Source organism: Paenibacillus sp. FSL R7-0345 (assembly GCF_038595055.1).
GTDB lineage: Bacteria > Bacillota > Bacilli > Paenibacillales > Paenibacillaceae > Paenibacillus_AQ.
Map to the genome: position 1 here is coordinate 6,663,488 of NZ_CP152002.1, position 18,682 is coordinate 6,682,169.

The 18,682-nt window shown below is 53.8% G+C and carries 14 protein-coding genes; 4 read left to right on the top strand and 10 right to left on the bottom strand.

Going from position 1 to position 18,682, the window contains the following annotated elements; genetic code table 11:
* Positions 1-283 precede the first annotated feature (283 nt).
* From NST84_RS28865 to NST84_RS28875, 3 genes are all read left to right on the top strand, one after another.
* Positions 284-3,271 (top strand): ATP-binding protein, encoded by a 2,988-nt coding sequence (locus tag NST84_RS28865; protein WP_342563442.1) that lies wholly within the window; start codon positions 284-286, stop codon positions 3,269-3,271.
* A gap of 11 nt (positions 3,272-3,282) precedes the next feature.
* On the top strand, positions 3,283-4,377 hold the full coding sequence (locus NST84_RS28870) for a response regulator (protein WP_342563443.1): 1,095 nt from the start codon (positions 3,283-3,285) through the stop codon (positions 4,375-4,377).
* 264 nt (positions 4,378-4,641) lie between these two features.
* Complete coding sequence (locus NST84_RS28875; RefSeq protein WP_342563444.1) at positions 4,642-5,322, top strand: cohesin domain-containing protein; 681 nt, start codon at positions 4,642-4,644, stop codon at positions 5,320-5,322.
* Between the two features lie 288 nt (positions 5,323-5,610).
* On the opposite strand, the gene NST84_RS28880 is transcribed toward NST84_RS28875, so the two are convergent.
* The 4 genes from NST84_RS28880 to NST84_RS28895 form a co-directional block, all read right to left on the bottom strand.
* Entirely contained in the window at positions 5,611-5,844 is a 234-nt protein-coding gene (locus NST84_RS28880) for a hypothetical protein (RefSeq protein ID WP_342563445.1), read from the bottom strand.
* A gap of 1 nt (position 5,845) precedes the next feature.
* Positions 5,846-7,273: a dihydropyrimidinase gene (gene hydA / locus NST84_RS28885; protein WP_342563446.1), complete on the bottom strand. Its 1,428-nt coding sequence runs from the start codon at positions 7,271-7,273 to the stop codon at positions 5,846-5,848.
* A gap of 1 nt (position 7,274) precedes the next feature.
* Positions 7,275-8,564 carry an NAD-dependent dihydropyrimidine dehydrogenase subunit PreA gene (preA, locus tag NST84_RS28890; RefSeq protein ID WP_342563447.1) on the bottom strand — a complete coding sequence of 430 codons (1,290 nt, stop codon included), beginning with the start codon at positions 8,562-8,564 and terminating at the stop codon, positions 7,275-7,277.
* 74 nt (positions 8,565-8,638) lie between these two features.
* The gene (locus NST84_RS28895; protein WP_342563448.1) at positions 8,639-10,030 is read right to left on the bottom strand and encodes an NAD(P)-dependent oxidoreductase; all 1,392 of its coding nucleotides are present in this window, start codon (positions 10,028-10,030) and stop codon (positions 8,639-8,641) included.
* A gap of 281 nt (positions 10,031-10,311) precedes the next feature.
* On the opposite strand from NST84_RS28895, the gene NST84_RS28900 reads away from it, so the two are divergent.
* Complete coding sequence (locus NST84_RS28900) at positions 10,312-12,000, top strand: PucR family transcriptional regulator ligand-binding domain-containing protein (RefSeq protein ID WP_342563449.1); 1,689 nt, start codon at positions 10,312-10,314, stop codon at positions 11,998-12,000.
* Here NST84_RS28900 and NST84_RS28905 read toward each other — a convergent pair.
* From NST84_RS28905 to NST84_RS28930, 6 genes are all read right to left on the bottom strand, one after another.
* Positions 11,966-13,333 carry an aspartate aminotransferase family protein gene (locus NST84_RS28905; protein WP_342563450.1) on the bottom strand — a complete coding sequence of 456 codons (1,368 nt, stop codon included), beginning with the start codon at positions 13,331-13,333 and terminating at the stop codon, positions 11,966-11,968. The two genes, NST84_RS28900 and NST84_RS28905, sit on opposite strands and share 35 nt — an antisense overlap.
* A 25-nt stretch (positions 13,334-13,358) precedes the next feature.
* Positions 13,359-14,822, bottom strand: coding sequence for a CoA-acylating methylmalonate-semialdehyde dehydrogenase (locus tag NST84_RS28910; protein ID WP_342563451.1), 1,464 nt, complete (start codon positions 14,820-14,822; stop codon positions 13,359-13,361).
* Positions 14,823-14,916: 94 nt separating this feature from the next.
* The gene (locus NST84_RS28915) at positions 14,917-16,020 is read right to left on the bottom strand and encodes an ABC transporter substrate-binding protein (protein ID WP_342563452.1); all 1,104 of its coding nucleotides are present in this window, start codon (positions 16,018-16,020) and stop codon (positions 14,917-14,919) included.
* A gap of 141 nt (positions 16,021-16,161) precedes the next feature.
* Positions 16,162-17,064, bottom strand: a complete 903-nt coding sequence (locus NST84_RS28920) for an ABC transporter permease (protein ID WP_342563453.1) — start codon at positions 17,062-17,064, stop codon at positions 16,162-16,164.
* On the bottom strand, positions 17,064-17,873 hold the full coding sequence (locus NST84_RS28925) for an ABC transporter permease (protein ID WP_342563454.1): 810 nt from the start codon (positions 17,871-17,873) through the stop codon (positions 17,064-17,066). The genes NST84_RS28920 and NST84_RS28925 overlap by 1 nt, the downstream gene beginning before the upstream one ends.
* A gap of 2 nt (positions 17,874-17,875) precedes the next feature.
* On the bottom strand, positions 17,876-18,658 hold the full coding sequence (locus NST84_RS28930) for an ABC transporter ATP-binding protein (RefSeq protein ID WP_342563455.1): 783 nt from the start codon (positions 18,656-18,658) through the stop codon (positions 17,876-17,878).
* Between the last annotated feature and the right edge of the window lie 24 nt (positions 18,659-18,682).

Consider the following 18,682-nt stretch of genomic DNA (forward strand, 5'->3'; position numbering starts at 1 on the left):
CTCCTGATTTCTTGAACCACGAGCCTCAATTATACAACACTTTTCCAGACACTTGTGACTGGACAAGCAGAAGCTGGCAAGGCTATGATGAAATTATTGACGAAGGTTGAGGAATTTTCTGGAATGCTGTATTCTACGAAGCGAGGTTTCTATGAAACTGTTTAATTTTAGGCCGCTGGCTACAAGAGCCTTGGGTCTGCTCTGTATCCTCCTGCTTACTGCCGCAGCAGTATACCCCCTGCTAAATAGCAGGAGTGCTTCATGCGCCGTAGCAAAACCCGGCATGATTGATTTATCAGCCTGTACTTTCGATAATAATTCAACCTACAAGCTGGATGGAAAGTGGGAGTTTTACTGGGGGCAGCTGCTTGATCCTGCAAACATAAGCCAAGCAGAGGGTCTCGGCTATATTTCTGTACCAGGAAGCTGGAAAACAATCACACAAAGAGAGTACAACCGCTATGGATTTGCCACATACCGTTTGGAGCTGCTGCTGCCGGCGGACAGCGAGTCCTTTGCACTCAAGGTGAACAATATCCGCAATGCCAGCCAGCTCTTTATAGACAGCAAGCCGCTGGGAGGCAGCGGCATTCCCGGACAAACGCTGGAAACCACGAAGCCCCGCAATCAACCCTATTCAGTTAGCGCCCCGAGCATTAATGGGCGGGCTGAAATTGTTATCCATGCATCCAACTTCACCTACGACAGCGGTGGAGTCGCTGAATCCATCCGGATAGGAACACCAGAGGCAGTTTGGGCACTCGACAAGCGGAACAGCATCTACGATATCATGTTTGTGGCCGGCTTCGCCTTTATCGCCGTTTATTTCCTGGGTCAGGGACTGCAGCGTAAAGAAGACTCCTCGTTTTTCCAGCTGGCGATGTTCTGCTTTACAATTGTCTTATATATGCTCACCCACAGCGAAAAGCTGCTGTTTGACCTGTCTCCTTCAATCTCATATGAGTGGTTCAGCAAATTACAGCTAATTTCGGGCGTAATCGGCTTTTCCTTTGTGGCCGGCTATACCTACACTTTGTTCCCTGCCCTGTATTCAAGGCTATTCATGCGGATTACGTTCACCTACTCTATCGGGTTCTGTCTCCTGACGCTATTAAGCTCAATTCGGGTTTACTCACGGGCGTCCAGCCTAATGCTAATCTTTTGCGTAATATCAATAGTCTATACCTTCTATGTGATGCTCCGCTCAGTGGTCCGGAATGAAATCGGCTCCTTTTATTTGCTTATCGGTGCAATCGCCGCCATTATGTTTACGCTCTCGTTGACCAGCAACCTGGCGCTGGGTACAGGGTTTTATTCCGTACCGCCGGTGTCCGGGCCCATCTTCATTCTCTCCGAAGGGCTGTTTCTTTCCGCCCGGCAAGCCCATGCCTATGAGACGATCAAGCTTTTGTCCCAGCAGCTTGCGCGCAAGGACAGAGACAAGGATGAATTCCTGCTGAAAACCTCTAATGAGCTGCGCACACCGCTGAATGCCATCATCAATATCTCATTATCACTCTATGAAGGCAGCGGAGGCTCGCTCAGTTCCTCACAGCGCGAGGATATGCGCCTGATTCTCGGAACCGGCAGACGCCTGGCATTCATGGTCCGGGATATCCTTGATTATGAGCAGATCAAACGGGAGCGAATCACGCTCCACTGGAAGCAGGTCGACATCCAGGGGATTGCCAATATCGTTATTGAAGTGTTCCAGTTTCTGAATATAAAGGATGACATCCGGATCAAAAACCGTATTCCCCCCGGGGTCTATCTGATTGAAGCAGATGAGCACCGGCTGATGCAAATCCTATACAACCTGCTTGATAACGCCCTCAAGTTCACTGACCGCGGCAGTGTCGTCTTCGAGGCAGAGCGGCAGGAGGACATTATCGCCATCTCCGTTACCGATACAGGCAGAGGGATTCCCGCTGAACGACTGGAGCAGATCTTCCGCGATTATGAGCAGGTCAATGAAGCCGACTCTCTGGAGAGCGGCGGACTCGGTCTGGGTCTGGCTATCACCCGTAAGCTCGTCGAACTGCACGGAGGCAGCATTAAGGTAGAGTCGGTGCCGGGACGGGGCAGCACCTTTACCTTCACCCTCCCGGTCAGCCAGCCCGGGGCGGTAATAGCAGAAGCCGAAAACCGCGAGCTGCTGCTTACACCGGTAAATCCTCCATTGGAGGCTTGGGATGATGATTGGAAGTATCCCAATATCCCGCTGCCACAGTATACCCGGGATGAAGAAACCAACGGGTCTGCTCCGCGAATCCTGGTGGTAGACGACGACTACGCCAACCTGAAGGCATTAACCAATTTGCTGTCACTGGAGAATTACAGGATCACCAGCATCCGCAGCGGTAAAGAGGCGCTCGCCATTCTGGCGGAGGACCGCAATTTTGATCTTTGTATCATCGATGTGATGATGCCGGAAATGTCCGGACTGGAGCTATGCAGAATCATCCGCAAAACCTTCAGCCCGCTGGATCTGCCTGTTCTTATGGCTACCGCCGGACAGCAGCTCCATTTCAACGAGTCTGCCTTCCGGGCCGGAGCCAACGATTTTATCCATAAGCCTTATGCCTGGAGCGATTTGAAGGGACGTGTCAAAACACTGGTTGATCTGAAAAGATCGGTAGCCGAGCGGCTCAGCTCGGAAATCGCCATGCTGCGCGCCCAGATCAAGCCTCACTTCCTATACAATGCAATTAACACTATCATCTGGATGAGTACAAGAGATAACGAGAAGACAAGGCATCTGCTGTATGATCTCAGCCATTTTTTGCGGGGAAGCTTTGATTTCAGCAATCAGGAAACAGCGATCCCTTTTGAAAAGGAGCTGGAGCTGATTGAAGCCTACTTGTCACTGGAGCAGGCCCGTTTCGGCAAACGCCTGAGTGTGCAGTACAATATCGAGGTCTCTGAATTTACTCTGCCGCCGCTGATCGTCCAGCCCATTGTCGAGAATGCTGTCCGGCACGGCCTGATGGAAAAAATCGGCGGGGGCACGCTCATCCTCAGCACCCGTCTGCAGGGCGGGAACATTGTCATTACCGTTGCCGACAACGGCAAGGGCATGAGCGATGAGCAGCTGGCTTCCTGGATGATGGACGATTACCGCTCGTCCTCGCGTCAGGGGACAGGGATTGGTCTAAAAAATATTAACCGTCGGCTGCTGAAGCAATTCGGGCATCCGCTGCTGCTTACCCGCGGCGAAGACGGCGGGATCGAAGTACGTATAAGAATACCGTGGAAGGGTGAGGTCTCCTGAATTACTCTGTAATGGTTGTAGATGACGAATGGCCGGCGCTGGAACAGATGCGCGAGCTGCTGCAGCAATGTGAGAACATTGCGTCAATCCATGTTTTTGATAATCCCCGGGAGGCCTTCACGGCCGCCGCTGAGCTGAAGCCGGATCTGATCTTTCTCGATATTCAAATGCCCGAGCTCTCCGGGCTTGCCTTTGCGGAGAATCTGCTGCCGTTCTCACCGGATACGGAGATTGTGTTCGTAACCGCCTACCGCAGCTACGCTGTTGAGGCTTTTGACCTCTCGGCGGCCGATTATCTGCTGAAGCCGGTAGACCCGCCCCGGCTGTTCAAAACCTGGTCCAAATTCCTTTCCAAGCGGATGCAATCCGGACAGCCCGGACAGGCAAGTCCAAGCGCACACTTTCAGTATCTTGGCGGCCATTCCTTAACCGGGCCGCTTGGCGCAGTCAAGTGGAGCACGCACAAGGCCGAGGAGTTGTTTGCTTATCTATGGATACATAAGCAAGGCAGTGTCAGTGTCATTCTGAACGACGTCTTTCCGCAGTGGAATTACGAGAAAGGTAAGCAGTATTTGCACACTACCGTCTATCAGATCCGCAAAACCTTAAAAAATGCCGCTCTGGGCGACAATATTGAACTGACCTCGGACCGGGAGAATTATCGTCTGGAGGCCAGAGACATTGAAGGGGATGCTGAACGGTTCCAGGAAGCAGCCCTTGCTGCGCTCCAGGACAATAATCCGGACAAGCTGCGGGATGCCTCTTCCCTTTACAAGGGCGAGCTGCTGCAATCACTGGACAGCCTCTGGATTTATTCCGCCAGGGACAAATACCGCAAGCTGTACCTGAAGCTGCTGGAGCAGCTTACTCTGGGGCTTATCCAAACCGGCCGCCACTATGAGGCAGAGGAATACGCCCTGCGCCTGGCCGAGCTTGAGCCGCTGGAAGAAAGCTACGCCCTGCAGATCATCTCGCTCTATTATGAGATCGGCAAACCCCTAAGGGCCCAGCGGCGCTATACCCAGTTTCGTGATTCCTACAGGAACGAAATGGGCGGGGAGCTTCCCGAGTGGTTCCTCGAAGCATACGGGCGCCTCGGAAGCTGATTGCACACTTCAGATAATCACGGGCACCAGGACGTCAGTTGGTATAATTTTTTGATGCTTAAGTTACAAAAAAGTAGCCCGGCAGCAGTCTGCCGGACTATTTTTTTTCGCTATTTTTCGTATAAAGCGGTATCATTTCGATTTTTTCTGCCAGTCTTCGACTTTTTATCAGTGTTTTATCAGTGACAAATAGTACCATTGATTTACAAGGCAATGATTATTACTCATCGGATAGTCTCATACGAGTATATGGAGGTTGTTACATTGAACAGATGGCTGGGATTCAAAAAATATTTTAAAGGTACGAATTTACTGACACTTATGTTCTCCATGGTGCGCGAGGTCACTGTAGACAATACGCCGTCCGCTATGTCTGTAGAGGTTACAACCGACCAGGCTGCTTATGCGCCGGGAGACGAAGTAACTGTGATGGTGAACCTGCGGAATTTTGCTCCGAACGACAGCGGCTACAGCTATATGAATTTTACTGTGCAATATGACAGTGAAGTTTTTGATAACTCAGAGTATCTTGTACAATCAGCCTATAACGATTCTTCCTTTACACCAGGCAACGAGGTTGGCAACATTTTTCAGTTTAATTTCCTGAATCCGGTCGACGGAGGTGTTTACTTCGGAATGGACACAACCATGCGCGGTATTGATATTCAAGTAGAAGCGAACTCGAAGCATGCGCAGATTCCTGCTGTTGATCAGACACTGCTTACCTTTAAACTCCGCGTGAAGGAGCATACCCTTGCATCCTCCGGCTCAATCAGTCTGGCCAATGAGTTCACCCGGATCAGAACATCCGAAGCTAACAACAGCTATTATCTATATTCTCCGGACATCACCGCACTCGAATCCGAACCAGTAGCTATTGTCCCGACCCCTCAAGTCTCCGTATACTCGATGGGACCTAACGCTACTGCTCACCGCTTAGCTTAATAATAGCCATTGTATGTATGTATTTATGTATGCTATCCGGCATATTTAATATAATTAACCAAACTTTTTAGTGATTAATCAGGCTTTTCTACGTTTCTTATAACGGGATGCGGGAAAAGCCTTTTTTTGTGTTGGTATTCCTGCTAATCCTGAGACAAGAATTTAAAGAACTTACTTCCCACACGCGGTAGATAAAACTTCCTTCTATACAAAAACTGCCGGTTGGCGGCGCACTAGGGTACGTCCGGCAACCGGCAGTCTGCTATTTTTCTCCGATGATTCCTTATTTCAAATAGATGCCTCAACCGGCGCTGCCGGCCTGCCGCCGGCAAAAACGATTGTGGCCACATGCTTGCGTGCATCGGCCGTCAGCAGCAGCAGCTTCGCTGAATCAGAGCCGCCGCGCACAAACGTCACCTCGGCACCGTCCAGATCCTCTTTTATATTCACGATTCCGTACCCCTGCTGCAGCAGCTTATCAACCGCTTGACGTTCCTTGTCAAACTCCTCGAATGCTGACATATCAGACCACTCCTCCGCTGATTTCCGCTTTGACAGGCAGCGCCGTTTCCGCCGCAAACCGTTTGCGGTGCAGGTATTTACCTGCTCCCGCCTGTCCGACGAACTGCTTGTCACGGATGACAAATTCCCCGCGGCTAAGCACTGAAACCGGCTCGCCTTTAACCTCGAAGCCTTCGAACGCATTGTAATCGACGTTCATGTGATGGGTGGCGGCAGACAGGGTTCTTTTCACGGATGGATCAAAGATGACAATGTCAGCATCACTGCCGATTGCGATCGTCCCCTTCTGCGGAAAAAGGCCAAACAGCTTAGCACTGGAGGTGGAGATGATATCGACGAACTTATTCAGTGAGATGCGGCCCTTCTGCACACCCTCGGAATACAGCAGGCTGAAGCGGTCCTCGATGGTCGGTCCGCCGTTCGGAATTTTGGAGAAATCACCGCGTCCAAGCTCCTTCTGTCCTTTAAAATCGAACGAGCACTGGTCGGAGCCGATGGTCTGCAGCGAACCGTTCCACAGCGCATCCCACAGCACATCCTGATTCCACTGCTCACGCAGCGGCGGGGACCAGACATACTTGGCACCTTCGAAGTCAGGCTTTTCAAGCGCAGTCTGATCCAGCACCAGGTACTGCGGGCAGGTCTCGCCGTACACGCGCAGCCCCTTCTTGCGGGCCTCGGCAATTTTCCATGCCGCTTCAGCACAGGTCACATGCACAACGTACAGCTGTGAATCAGTCAGCTCTGTCAAATAGGCAGCCCGGCCGGTGGCCTCACCTTCCAGCTCCGGCGGCCGGGTCAGCGCATGATAGATCGGGTCTGTATTGCCGGCGGCCAGCGCTTGATCCACCAGATACTCAATCACATCCCCGTTCTCTGCATGAACCATCACAAGTGCACCCTCCCGCTTCGCGGCCTGGAGCGTCTTGTACAACACCCCGTCATCAGCCTGGAAGGTGTTCTTATAGGCCATGAATACCTTCAGCGAGGTAATGCCTTCCTGCTCGATAATCTGCGGCAGCTCGCCAAGCACCCGGTCATTCAGCTCGGATACCATCAAGTGGAAGCTGTAGTCAATCACCGCTTTATCCTGCGATTTGTTATGCCACGTATCCACAGCGCTCTGCAGCGGCTGGCCTTTGGCAGTCAGACAGAAATCAATCACTGTAGTCGTGCCGCCGTAAGCAGCAGCGATCGTCCCGCTCTCAAAGTCATCAGCCGTAACGGTTCCGCCAAACGGCATATCTAGATGGGTATGGGGGTCAATTCCGCCGGGGAATACGTAGCAGCCGGAGGCGTCCACTATTTCAGCACCCGGCACATCCAGGTTGAGGCCGATCCCGGCCACAATCCCGTTTTCGATCAGGACATCTCCTGTATACGTGTCTGCAGCAGTGACGATAATGCCGTTCTTGATGATTTTTGCCATCCTAGACCACCTCCGCTTCTGAGTATGAGCCGTTCAGGGTGCTGATCACCTTCTGCCGCTGGTTCCAGGTCATCGGGGCAGCCCCGCTGTCCAGCGCGATCATATCGATTGCGCCATCGGCCGGGCAGACAATGGAACACAGGTTGCAGCCTACACAATCTTCCTCACGGACCTGCAAGACTGCTTTGCCGTCAGCATTCGTCAGCATATCGATACATTGATGCGAGGCATCCTCGCAGGCAATATGGCACTTGTTACAGTTGATGCAGTTCTCTTCATTAATCCGCGCAACCACTTTGTAATTAAGGTCCAGGTCACCCCAGTTGGAGTATTTCGGCACCGACTTGCCGATCAGTTCCGTCACTGAAGCAAGCCCCATGTCATCCAGATAGTTGTTCAGGCCGTCGATCATTTCCTCCACAATCCGGAAGCCGTGATGCATGACTGCCGTACAGACCTGGATGCCGGTAGAGCCCATCAGCATGAACTCAACCACATCCTGCCAGGTGGAGATCCCGCCGATTCCCGAGATTGGTACACCGACTCCGCGGTCACGGGCACATTCGGCCACCATGCTCAGGGCAATCGGCTTCACCGCCGGGCCGCAGTAGCCGCCGTGCGCACCTTGGCCGCCGACATTAGGAATCGTATTCCAGCTGTGAATATCCACTCCAGCCAGGCTGTTGATCGTATTAATCAGGCTGATCGCGTCCGCGCCGCCTTTCACGGCATGCCGGGCAACAACCGTAATGTCGGTAATATTGGGCGTAAGCTTCACGATTACCGGTGTGGTCGCCACTTCTTTGACCCAGGTGGTCTGCGCCTGCACCAGATCGGGCTGCTGGCCAGAGGCAGCGCCCATTCCGCGTTCAGCCATCCCGTGCGGGCAGCCGAAGTTCAGCTCCAGTCCGTCGACACCGACGTCCTCCACCCTTTTAACAATCTCATGCCATTTTTCCCGTTTCGGCTCTACCATCAGGGAGGCAATCACCGCATGATCCGGGAACCGTTTCTTCGTTTCATAGATTTCCTTCAGGTTAACCTCCAGCGGGCGGTCCGTAATCAGCTCAATATTGTTAAAGCCGGCTACGCGCTGCCCGTTGAAATGAACCGCAGCAAAACGGGAAGAGGTATTAATAATCGGGTCGCCCAGTGTCTTCCATACGGCACCTCCCCACCCGGCCTCGAAGGCCCGCTGTACCTGATAGCCTGTATTGGTAGGCGGCGCAGAGGCCAGCCAGAACGGATTGGGTGATTTAATTCCTGCAAGATCAATTCGCAGATCTGCCATAGTTGTTCCCTCCCTGTCATATGTAGTCCGGGGATAACCGCCGGGCCCGCTACTCCTTTTCCTTCATAAAACGGTTAAACCGCAGAACCAACTACACTGTCCTGCAATCCGGATAATTGCTTCACTATCGCATATGCCGCATCCTTGCCCTGCTGGGCAGCCGATACAACCATCGCCTCCCCGTTGCCGGAGCCGAAGACGATATCGCCCGCAGCATAAATCATCGGATCAGAGGTCCGCCCGGTCTTCCGGTCAATCCGTACCACACCCCAATCGTGTTCCAGGCCCAGCGACTCAATCAGGTCAATCCGCCGCTTCTGGCCAATTGCGACAACTACCGCATCAACCGGCATTATGAATTCCGAGCCGTCAACCGGCATCGGCTTCAGGCGCCCGTCCTTACCGATCTCGCCGGTCAGCTTCATCTGCACACATTCCAGCCCGGTCACATTACCCAACTCATCGCCGACAATCCGTTTGGGCAGGGTCAGCCAGCTGAATTCCACGCCTTCCTGCTTGGCGAATTCATATTCAAAGTCGTAGGCCGTCATCTCATTGCGGGTCCGGCGGTAGACCATTTTCACATTCGCCGCCCCAAGTCTTGCTGAGCAGGTGGCCGCATCAATCGCGGTGTTGCCTGCACCAATAACTGCCACGCGCTGGCCCATCAGCTCCAGGGTCGGAATTCCCGTCTTGGTCGTCTCTACCAGCTCAATGGCATCATATACACCGGACAGCTTCTCGCCTTCAATCCCCAGCGGCGGTACATATCCCATTCCGGCAGCAAGTACAATGGCATCATATTCTCCCCTGAGCTCCTCCACAGTGATATCAACACCCACCTTAACACCAGTCCGGATCTCTACGCCCAGCTTCTCAACCTGTTCGACTTCCCATAGCGAGATAGACTGCGGAAGCCGGAAAGAGACGATTCCGTGTGTATCCAGGCCGCCGGCCAGCTGCTTGGCCTCATAGACCACCACAGTAAAGCCTTCCCGGGCCAGCTCTCTGGCGGCGGATAAGCCGGCCGGACCTCCGCCGATAACAGCAACTTTTTTGCCGTTCGGCGCGCCGGCCTTGAATAGCTGAACCCCGCTGTTAATGGCCCAGTCCGTGGCATAACGCTGCAGCAGCCCGATCTGGATGGGGGCCGAGGCATCATTCAGTACACAGGCACCCTCGCAGAGCTCCTCGGTCGGGCAGACCCGGGCGCAGCTGGCTCCGACCGGATTGGACTCCATGATCGTCATGGCCGAGCCCTTCAGATTGCCGGTGGCAATCCGCTTAATAAAGGAAGGAATATTGATGCCGGTAGGGCAGGCCTTAATGCAGGGTGCATCATAGCAATAGAGGCAGCGGTTGGATTCCTCGGCCGCACCTTTACGGCTGAGTCCGGGCTCCGCCTCGGCGAAATTGCGCATGAACATATCAGGTGTAAATGCAGTTAACGGAGAAGTGTGCTCCATCAGTTATCCCTCCCTTTTAATAGTAGCCAGATGCACATTAATGTTATATATGTTTACATTATTACGATAATATTCTTAATATTTTGCTTACACTCCGGGCTTTATGTAGTAAAATATAGTTAAAACCTCATAAAACCGTTTGCCCCGCAGCACATTAAGTTATATTTCCTAACATATCATATTCAAACTATATCCATTTCGTTTTTTTGTTACATTAGACACATTGTCTAATTTCAAAAGTGTATTTTTTACGCAGGAGAATCGATCGAGGGGGAACGCATATGGATTGGGAACTTGTATTTACAGTCCGCGACGCACTGAGAAGACCGATGTTCGCAGATGCCGAAATGATCGGCGGAAAAAACGGGCTGAACCGGGCAATCCGCTGGGTGCATGTACTGGAGAGCGCCAGCTTCGAGAGTCTGATCCACGGTGAGGAAATGATCCTCACAACAGGGATGGGAGCCAGCGCCGACATAGAGGCTTCCTTGGACTTCATGCATAATCTGATTGATAAAAATGCCGCTTGTCTGTGTATCGAGCTGGGAGCTTACTTTAGCACCATTCCGCAAGAGATGATCGGGCTCGCTAACCGCCATGACTTTCCGCTGATTGTATTCACCCGTACCGTACGCTTCGTAGATATTACACTTGACCTGCACTCTCTCATCATCAACCGCCATCACCGGATGCTGCAGGAGCTGGAGAGTATCTCCCGCGAATTCCACCGTCTCACCCTGACCTCACAAGGTACCATGAAAGTCCTGCAGTTATTATGCAAAAGCACCCGCACCCAGATTGTCTATATGCAGCTCCAGGGTAAGCCCTTATTCTTTCCTGCACTCCCGCCGGAGGAGCAGCTCCCGCTGCTGGGCTTCTTCGAATCACTGAATGACGAGCTTGAAGGTATACAGCCTGATGCCGCGCCCTGCTTCCGGGAATTTGGACACAGGAAAGTTGCCCTGAAGCCGGTAGGGGCGCTCGACCAGACCTGGGCGTATATTATGATGGTCAGCAACCACAAGCCGCAGGAATTTGACTGTCTGCTGCTCGATTCCGCCTCCCTCTCAATTGCCCAGGAGCTGCTGCGCACCCGTTATATGGAAGAGCGCAAGCTGTTCTCCGAAAATCTCTGGGTCGACGAGCTGATTAGCGGACGGACCCGGGATGACAACCGGCTCAAGGCACTGGTCGGCCCGGATTTTAATGTTTTAAATGAGCTAAGCTACCAGGTCTGTCTGATTGAAATCGAGAATCCGCGCGATGTCCGCTGGAACAGCTCGGAGAATGATTGGGAATCCATCACCTTCCACCTTTCACTCATCCTGAGATCCCTCTTCGAAAAATACTCTCTGCGGCCGCTGATCACTCTGAAGAACAACCGGCTTACCGTTATCGCACTAGATATCCAGTCCAGACTTCCCGGCAAGCTGCGCCTGCAGCAAGCTTTGGATGCACTGCAGCACATCCGGGCCGATGAAAAACTGAAGGACCTGCAGCTCGTCACCGGAGTCAGCAAGTCCCACAAGGGCCTGAAACAGGCATACGCCGGTTATCAGGAAGCCGTACAATCTCTGTCGCTTTATTCTTGTTACCAGAAGCCGGTGCTGTTCTACGAAGAGCTAGGCGTGTTTCAGCTGCTCCTCAATCTGAATGACGGCAAGACACTGGAGAACTTCATCCGCAGCTATCTGGGACCGCTGATTGACCATGACCAGTCCAAGGGCAGCGAGCTGCTGCTGACACTTCGCGTGTTCCTCGATCATGACGGCTCCAAGCAAATCGCCGCCCGCAATCTGTTCATCGTCAGACAGTCTCTTTACTACCGGCTGGACAAAATCACAGAGCTGCTGGGCGATGACTTCATGCTCCCCGAGAACCGCATCTCGATCCAGGTTGCCCTGCGCGCCTACCAGCTGCTGTATCCGGATAAGCTTACGCTCCCCAGCTCCCGTTCAGCACAGCTGTGACCGTATCAATAATGAACTGGATATCCCAGTCGGTAGACGAAAGCGGCGGCGCCAGCGTCAGTACATTGTTGAAGCCCGCTACAGTGTCTCCGTTCTTGCCGATGATAAGCCCTTTGGCTTTGCATTCGGCAATGATGCCTTTAACAATATCCAATCCGGCCGGCTGCCGGGTCGCCTTGTCTGCCACCAGCTCAATGCCGGCAATCAGCCCAAAGCTGCGGATCTCACCGACCAGCTTGTGATCAAGCAGCCCGGATAACCCGCTGTGCAGTCTTTGCCCCAGTATGCCGGCACGCTCCACCAGCTGTTCCTGTTCCAGAATCTCCAGATTGCGCAGCGCCAGGGCACAAGCCGCCGGATTACCGCCGAACGTATTAACGTGGCGGAAATGGCCGTAGCCGTCGCTGTTATCCTTGAAGGCTTCATAAATATCCTTGCGCACTGCCGTTGCCGACAGCGGCAGGTAGGCGCTGGTCAGCCCCTTGGCCATGGTTACGATATCCGGCTTAATCCCGAAGTTCTGATGACCGAACTTACGCCCTGAGCGCCCGAAACCGCAGATGACCTCATCTATAATCAGCAGCACGCCATATTGGCGGCAGATTTCCTGCACCCGGTCCAGATAGATCTGCTCCGGCACAATGACGCCGCCGCCGGTTATAACCGGCTCCATAATTACTGCCGCAACCGTCTCTGCACCTTCCCACACAATCGTGTCTTCGATTGCCTGGGCACATTGCAGATTGAATGCTTCCACAGACATGCCTGCAGGGCGGCGATAGCTGTCCGGCGGGGCTACATGCAGAAAGCCTGCAGCCAGCGGCTCATATTTGTATTTGCGCTGCGCCTGGCCTGTCGCCGACAGCGCCCCGAGCGAGCTGCCGTGATAGCCGCGGTAACGGGCAATGAATTTGCTCCGGTAATGCTGGCCGGTCTGCTGATGATATTGGCGGACGATTTTGAAGGCCGCTTCATTTGCTTCAGATCCGCTGTTGGAGAAGAAGATTACATAGTCGCCTTCCAGCCATTCGTTCAGCTTCTCGGCAAGCGCAACCGCCGGCATATGGCTCTGGGTAAGCGGAAAATACGGCAGGCTGAGCAGCTGGTTGTAAGCAGCCTCCGCCAGCTCCTTCCGCCCGTATCCGACGTTTACGCACCACAGTCCGGACATTCCGTCCAGGTATTTATTCCCGTCAATATCGGTAACCCACGAGCCGCTGGCCGAAGCCGCAATCATCGGGGGACTTTGTTCATTGTAAGGTGTGATGTTATGCCATAAATACCGCTGGTCCTTCTTCAGAGCCGCTTCACTCTCTTTGCCCAGACTTTGCATGGCAGACTCTCCTCTCCAAATCGTGTTAATAACGAGCAGTAATCATTTTTTTGCGGGTATAGAATTCTACACCGTCACGCCCGTTGGCATGCAGGTCACCGTAGAATGATTTTTTGTAGCCGGAAAAAGGGAAAAAAGCCATTGGCGCCGGTACCCCGAGATTCACACCCAGCATCCCTGCATCCACTTCTTCCCGGAACTCCCGGACCGCCCGGGCACTGTCCGTATACAGGCAGGCACCGTTGGCAAACGGCGAGCGGTTCGTAATCTCTATCGCTTCCGTAAGATCTTTAACGCGCACAACAGACAGCAGCGGAGCAAAAATCTCATCCTGCCAGATCGTCATGCCCGGCTGCACCCGGTCAAAGATCGTCGGCCCCAGAAAATAGCCCACACCTGCCGCAGCGCTGTCCCTTCGGCCATCACGCACCAGCTCCGCCTGCTCCCTGATCCCTGTTTCAATATAGCGGATCGTCCGGTCCTTATTCTCCTTCCGGATCACCGGTCCGAGAAAAACTCCGTCCTCCCTGCCGTCCCCGATCTTCAGCTCATCAGCGGCCCGGACCAGACGACTCACCAGTTCATCGGCAATATCCTCATGCACAACCACAACAGAACAGGCCATACAGCGCTCGCCCGCCGAGCCGAAGGCTGCAGCCGTAATATTCTTCACCGCATTGTCCAGGTCGGCATCCGGCAGCACAATTGAGTGATTCTTGGCGCCGGCCAGCGCCTGCACCCGCTTGCCATGGGCTGTTCCCTGTTTATAGACATATTCAGCCACCGGCTGCGAGCCGACGAACGAAATCGCCTTCACTTCCTCATGCTCCAGCAGACCATTCACCACCTCATGCGCACCATGCACTACGTTCAGTACGCCCGGCGGAAAGCCGGCTTCAGCGAACAGCTCCGCCAGCCGGTTGACCAGCAGCGGTGTACGTTCCGACGGTTTCAGCACAAAGGTGTTGCCGCAGGCTATCGCCAAAGGGAACATCCAGCAGGGCACCATCATCGGGAAGTTAAACGGCGCAATTCCGCCGATTACGCCCAGAGGATAGCGGTACATGCCTGATTCGATCCCGGAGGCGATATCCGGCAGCTGGCTGCCCATCATCAGCGTGGGAGCTCCCGCGGCGAATTCCACACATTCAATGCCGCGCTGTACCTCGCCCAGCGCTTCCTCTTTGCTTTTGCCGTTCTCCAGTGTAATCAGACCGGCCAGCTCATCCCGGTGCTGCATCAGGAGCTGCTGGTAATGGAAGAAATAGCGGGCCCGCCGTGGCACAGCGACCTTTTTCCATGATGTATAGGCGACTGCCGCAGCCCGGACTGCAGTATCGGTTTCCTCCCTGCCCGAAAGCGGAACGTAGGCAATTACTTCGCCTGTAGCCGGATTGAATACCTGTTCTTCCTGTCCGGAGGGCGAATCCACCCAGGCGCCGTTCACGTAATTCTTAACTTTCTCTGCCTGTCTCAATGCCAGTGACATCGTCCTCACCTCTTTCTTTCAGATCTGGGCTGCCGCTGATAATAGATGACCGCCTCACCGGCGGTCATCTGCATGTCGTTTATAGCCGGGAAACTTACTCTGCGGCCATCTCTACAATTTCATTTGTATAAGCTTCATTCACATCGGAAGCTTCCTTGATTACGCCGAACTTGAGGGCAATATCAGCTGTCTGCTGGAAAGCTGCAGCATCGGTGTAGCCAAGCTTGGCAATATCAAAGCCCTCCGGCTGAATCAGTTTGGCAACCTCGGTCATCATCGTCAGCTGATGCTCGCGGGAAGTACTGCCTTCCTCGGCAAGCTTCATGACACTGTCTACAGCCGCTTCAGGATCGGCGATGGCATCCTTCCAGCCCTTCAGTGAAGCGCGGACGAACTTGGCTGCTGTCTCCTTATTATCCGCAAGCCATTCTTTATTGGCGAAGAGGTTATCCTCAAGCATCGCTACCCCTTCATCGTTCATATCGATAACATTTAAATCCTCCGCCTTAACGCCCGACTCCAGCACAACCTGGTATTCGTTATAGGTCATGGCCGAAGCAGCATCGATTTCACCGCCAAGGAACTGATCCATTGTAAAGCCCTGCTTTGTAAAATTGAGGTCCTTGTTGGGATCGAGCTGATACTTATCGAATAAAGCCAGCAGCTCAAATTCATTGCCGCCCATCCAGTTCCCGACCTTCTTGCCCTTCAGGTCAGCCGGGCCGTTAATACCCGCCTCCTTCTTGGACACCAGAACCAGTCCGCTCTTCTGGTAAATCTGCGCGATCTGCACAAGCGGCATCTCCTGCTCCTGGCTGGTCAGCAGACTCGCTACCCAGTCCACGCCGATTTCGGCTGATCCGCCGGCCACCTGCTGCTCCGGTACAATATCCGGTCCGCCGGGCAGAATCTCAACATTCAGCCCTTCCTCGGCATAATAGCCCTTATCCTGTGCCAGGAAATAACCGGCGAACTGCGCCTGCGGCACCCATTTCAGCTGCAGCCTGACCGTTACAGGTTCTGCGGCCGGCTCAGCTGTTGCCGTTTCCGGTGAAGCGGTAGTCTCCGCCGCATTCGCTTCAGCAGCAGTTGCATTAGTGTTGTTGTTACCTCCGCAGCCTGCCAGCAGAGAGATAAGCATAATCATTGCCGCCAGCAGCAGTCCGGCGTGTAATCCGCCCTTTTTCCTGTTCTTCAAATGCAACTCCCCCTACCATTTTGAGTTTGTGGTTCTGCACAGCACAGTATGGTTGCTATCATGATGCCTATATGCATACGGTCCGCAGCCGGGTTCTCTGTCTCCCTTACGCGGATTCCGGATGTAACGGATCGAAGAACGTTATGAACGCTGGGAGGAATGCCATCTGATAAATACTTTCTCCAGCCGCTCCACAGCCAGATAAAAGATCACACCCGCAATGGCTGCGAGCACAATACAGGACCAGCCGAGCGGCATCTTCGCCACCTTGATGGAGTTGGAGAGAAGATAGCCGAGTCCCCTTGAGGAAAAGAAAAATTCGCCCACGATAGCTCCAATCATGCTTGAGGTAGCATTGATTTTGAGTGCCGTGAATATATACGGCAGACTGTTCTGAATCCGCAGATAACGGAATACTGCAGGCTTGCCTGCTGCATAGGAGTGCATCAGATCCAGCGCCAGCGGATCTACTGCCGACATTCCTTTGTAGGCATTGATGGCCATAGCTGCCATTGTGGTCGCAGTAACGATTGCAGCCCGGGAACCGATGCCATCGCCGAACCACAAATTCATAATCGGGGCCAGCGCCACAATCGGCACGGCATTGAGCGCCGCTACCAGAGTCAGGCTGCCGCCGCCCCAGCGCGGCCAGGCAGTTGCGGCCAAGGCGATCAGGAAGCCGCAGGCTGACCCGATCAGCATCCCGGCTACCGCCTCAGTCAGGGTATAGCCGGTATAAGACAGCAACAGGCTGTAGTTCTCCCGCATCGCTTCCCAGATCGCAGAAGGCAGCGGGAGCTGATATTTTTTCAGGTCAAACAGCTTATGAAACAGCTGATACTCCCAGAGAAGCAGGAATATTACGCCGGCTGCCAGCGGTAAAAGCACACCTGGATTAAGCCACTTGAACAGGTGCCACCGCTTCCTCTTCGGCTTATCAGGGTCTGAATATACTCTTTCTACCGTTGTTATAAGAGATGTGGACGAATTCTCGCTTCCAGCCGCAGCAATATACACAGGCTCTTGCACTGAACTGTTACCCATCAGCGGTCGCCTCCCTTCGGCCGGAATTCAGGCTGCCATGGCGCTGCAAAGCGTTCAATCAGTGTCATCAGCCAGTAACTGGCGATCCCGAGCAGAGCCCCGACCAGTACCGTAGACCAGAACATATAAGTATGGGAAGGACCATAATACAGGTTGCGCAGCATGATGACACCTATGCCATGCCGGGCACCCATCAGCTCTACCAGGATAGCTCCGGTTACCGCGAGCGGAGCCGCAATCTTCAGGCCGCCGAACAATCCCGGCAGTGCTGCCGGGAGCTTCAGCTTCCAATAGACAGCCCACGGTTTAGCTGCGCAGGAATGCATCAGCTCCACCGCAGAGGGATCAACACTGCGCAGACCGCGCAGCATGTTCAGTGCAACCGGGAAGAAGGTGATATATCCGGAGATAATAATCCGTGATACCTGCTCATCCCGCACAATGCCGTAAATAATCGGAGCTAATCCAAGAATCGGAATCATCTGTGAAGCAACGGCATACGGGAAGGCGAGCCGTTCAATGATTTTGGACAGGCTCATCAGCACAGCAAGCAGTACTCCGGCAGCGGCACCGATCAGAAAGCCCAGTCCGGCATTGCCGAAGGTCGCCCCGCCTTCCTTCAGGAGCGTGCCGCTGTATTTCCATAAGGTTGCGGCCACCTCATGCACATAAGGCAGCTTGGATTGGGCCAGCGGCGTCTTTACCACATGCAGCAGCATCCAGGAGACGGCTTCCCAGACTACCAGCAGGCCGCAGATCCAGACGAAAAGCGGCAGATAACGGCTGCGGAGCAGGCTGTTCCCCTTCATCGCTACACCCCTTCAAAACTGTCGCGGATCCGGGCGACCAGTTCAAAAAACGGCGGGCTGTTTCTCATCTCCGCCGTACGCGGGCGCGGCAGCGGAATATCAACGACAGCAGATAATCTGCCCGGATGCGGGGAGAGCACGAATACTCTGTCCGAGAGGAAAATCGATTCGGGAATACTATGGGTTACAAACACAATCGTACTCTGCACCTTGCTCCAGACGGAGAGCAGCTCCTCATTCAGCCGCTCGCGCGTGAATTCATCCAGGGCAGAAAACGGCTCATCCATCAGCAGAATCTCCGGCTCCATCGAGAGGGCCCGGGCAATCGCCACACGCTGCTGCATCCCTCCGCTGAGCTGCCACGGATATTTGTCGGCAAAGCTCTGCAGCCCGACAAGCTCCAGCAGCTCCAGTGCCTTTTCCTCGCGGGCCGCCTTCTTGACGCCCATCAGTTCAAGCGGCAGCGTAATATTGTGCCTGACCTTGCGCCAGTCATACAGCACCGGGCTCTGAAAAACAATGCCGTATTTCCGGGCCAGCCTCGCTTCCCTGGCACTTTTCCCCGCTACTGTCACATTCCCTGCAGTTGGTGTCAGGAGATCTGCCATTAACCTCAATAGTGTAGTTTTGCCGCAGCCCGAGGGACCCAGTAAAGAAACAAACTCCCCCTTGGCAATATTAAGGCTTACCTGATGCAGTGCCAGAACCTCGGCGGTATCTGTCTGATAGCGCATTTCGACGTTATCCAGCTGTATCTCAGGAATCTTTGCCGCTACAAGTGACATATCCAGCTCCCCCTTTATTCCTGA

Bases quoted from the DNA above. Each gene is read 5' to 3' on its own strand.
- NST84_RS28865 (WP_342563442.1), top strand. From the start codon at position 284: ATGATTGATTTATCAGCCTGTACTTTCGATAATAATTCAACCTACAAG.
- NST84_RS28920 (WP_342563453.1), bottom strand. From the start codon at position 17,064: ATGGGTAACAGTTCAGTGCAAGAGCCTGTGTATATTGCTGCGGCTGGA.
- NST84_RS28930 (WP_342563455.1), bottom strand. From the start codon at position 18,658: ATGTCACTTGTAGCGGCAAAGATTCCTGAGATACAGCTGGATAACGTC.
- NST84_RS28900 (WP_342563449.1), top strand. From the start codon at position 10,312: ATGGATTGGGAACTTGTATTTACAGTCCGCGACGCACTGAGAAGACCG.
- NST84_RS28910 (WP_342563451.1), bottom strand. From the start codon at position 14,822: ATGTCACTGGCATTGAGACAGGCAGAGAAAGTTAAGAATTACGTGAAC.
- NST84_RS28905 (WP_342563450.1), bottom strand. From the start codon at position 13,333: ATGCAAAGTCTGGGCAAAGAGAGTGAAGCGGCTCTGAAGAAGGACCAG.
- NST84_RS28925 (WP_342563454.1), bottom strand. From the start codon at position 17,873: ATGAAGGGGAACAGCCTGCTCCGCAGCCGTTATCTGCCGCTTTTCGTC.
- hydA (WP_342563446.1), bottom strand. From the start codon at position 7,273: ATGGCAAAAATCATCAAGAACGGCATTATCGTCACTGCTGCAGACACG.
- preA (WP_342563447.1), bottom strand. From the start codon at position 8,564: ATGGCAGATCTGCGAATTGATCTTGCAGGAATTAAATCACCCAATCCG.
- NST84_RS28880 (WP_342563445.1), bottom strand. From the start codon at position 5,844: ATGTCAGCATTCGAGGAGTTTGACAAGGAACGTCAAGCGGTTGATAAG.
- NST84_RS28870 (WP_342563443.1), top strand. From the start codon at position 3,283: ATGGTTGTAGATGACGAATGGCCGGCGCTGGAACAGATGCGCGAGCTG.
- NST84_RS28895 (WP_342563448.1), bottom strand. From the start codon at position 10,030: ATGGAGCACACTTCTCCGTTAACTGCATTTACACCTGATATGTTCATG.